At 69.0% G+C, this 907-nt stretch carries 1 protein-coding gene and 1 pseudogene; both read right to left on the reverse strand.

Translation table 11 applies throughout. The features are described from left to right. Positions 1 to 317 (reverse strand): annotated as a pseudogene (locus JCM19049_RS22810) (acetyl-CoA C-acyltransferase); the annotation flags it as partial. Beyond that, positions 278 to 790 (reverse strand): hypothetical protein, encoded by a 513-nt coding sequence (locus JCM19049_RS22815; RefSeq protein WP_306420832.1) that lies wholly within the window; start codon positions 788 to 790, stop codon positions 278 to 280. The pseudogene JCM19049_RS22810 and the gene JCM19049_RS22815, both read right to left, overlap by 40 nt. Positions 791 to 907 lie beyond the last annotated feature (117 nt).

Consider the following 907-nt stretch of genomic DNA (forward strand, 5'->3'; position numbering starts at 1 on the left):
GCCAGGGTACCGATGATCCGCGCTCCGGAGGCGCCAATCGGATGGCCCAGCGCAATCGCCCCGCCATGGCGGTTCACGATCTGCTCGCTCAGTCCCAGCTGCTCGGTGGAGCGTACACCCACTGCGGCGAAGGCCTCGTTGATTTCCACGGCCTGCAGATCTGCGGTCGTGTAGTCGGTGCGCTGCAGCGCGGCCTGGATGGCGTTGGACGGCTGCTCGTGCAGGGTGCGGTCCGGGCCCGCCACGAAGGCGTGGGAGAGGATCTCGGCGATCGGCTTCAAGCCGAGCTCGGTGACGGCCCGGTCGCTGACCAGCACCAGGCCGCCGCGCCGTCGGTGATCTGCGAGGAGTTCCCGGCGGTGATCGTTCCTTCCTTGGCGAAGGCGGGGCGCAGCTTGCCCAGGGACTGTGCCGTCGTGTCCGGGCGCACCCCGTCATCGGCGGCGTGTTCGGTTTGCCCCTTGCGGGTGGTGATGGTCAACGGCGCAATTTCCCCGGCCAGGAATTGGGCGGCGGCCGCGGCCCGCTGGTGGGAGGCGGCGGCCAGGGTGTCCTGCGCTTCACGGGTCATCCCGAGCTTCTGATTGTGCTCCTCGGTGGAGGCGCCCATGGAACGACGTTCAAACGCGTCGGTCAGCCCGTCGAACTCCAGGGTGTCGACCATTTCGATGGCCCCGTACTTAGTGCCGGCCCGCGCGCGTTGTGCGTGGGGTGCCAATGACATTGATTCCTGCCCAATGGCCAGGACGATGTCGGCCTCCCCGGCGTTGATCATCCGGGTGGCCGCCACGACGGCTCGGTGCCCGAAAGACATACCGCGTTCAGCGTGATGGCCGGGACGTCCAGGCCAATCCCCGCCCCGACCGCGCTCTGCCGGGCCGGGTTCTGCCGGCCGCGGCCTGCAGCA

Source organism: Arthrobacter sp. JCM 19049 (assembly GCF_001310435.1).